The 434-nt window shown below is 63.8% G+C and carries 2 protein-coding genes; both read right to left on the bottom strand.

The features are described 5' to 3' along the window. Positions 1-207, bottom strand: a 207-nt coding sequence (locus tag AB4037_RS34705) for a hypothetical protein (protein ID WP_441774696.1), incomplete at its 3' end; no start/stop codon positions are given. After that, on the bottom strand, positions 207-434 hold a 228-nt coding region (locus AB4037_RS34700), incomplete at its 5' end, for a hypothetical protein (RefSeq protein ID WP_441774695.1). The genes AB4037_RS34705 and AB4037_RS34700, both read right to left, overlap by 1 nt.

Genomic DNA, 434 nt, shown 5'->3' with positions numbered 1-434 from the left:
ATCGAGATATTTGGCGACATCCACCGTTTCGATCGATACCGAGACGGGCCGGCCCGCAACCTTCTGCCCGCTTTGGGCGGCCAGGGTATAGATCTTGGCCGCCGGCGAGGCGCAGGCCGAAAGTAAAGCCAGAGCCAGGCCCAGGCCCGCGAGGGCCGCAACGCGTCCACGCATGCACCCGGAACGGCTGGAGGAGGAGAACGGCATCAGTTGCTTCCTCTGGTCTTGCCCCGGATCAGGGATTCGGGGTGCTGCTGCATATAGTCGGTGAGCACGCGAATGGACCGCACGGCATCGTCGACCTGCGACATCAGGCGCGTGAGGTCGCGCTTGAAGCTGGACGAGCTGCCATAGCCCTGGTCGAAAGAGCCCAGGGTGGAATTGATGCGTTTCATCGACTGCTGGGCGGTGTCGAGCACCGGCTGCAGCCTCTG

Origin of the sequence: Labrys sp. KB_33_2 (assembly GCF_052114505.1) — a bacterium.
Classification (GTDB): Bacteria; Pseudomonadota; Alphaproteobacteria; order Rhizobiales; family Labraceae; genus Labrys.
The sequence above is the reverse complement of the archived record's forward strand: the minus strand, read 5'-3'. Positions and strand labels throughout refer to the sequence as shown.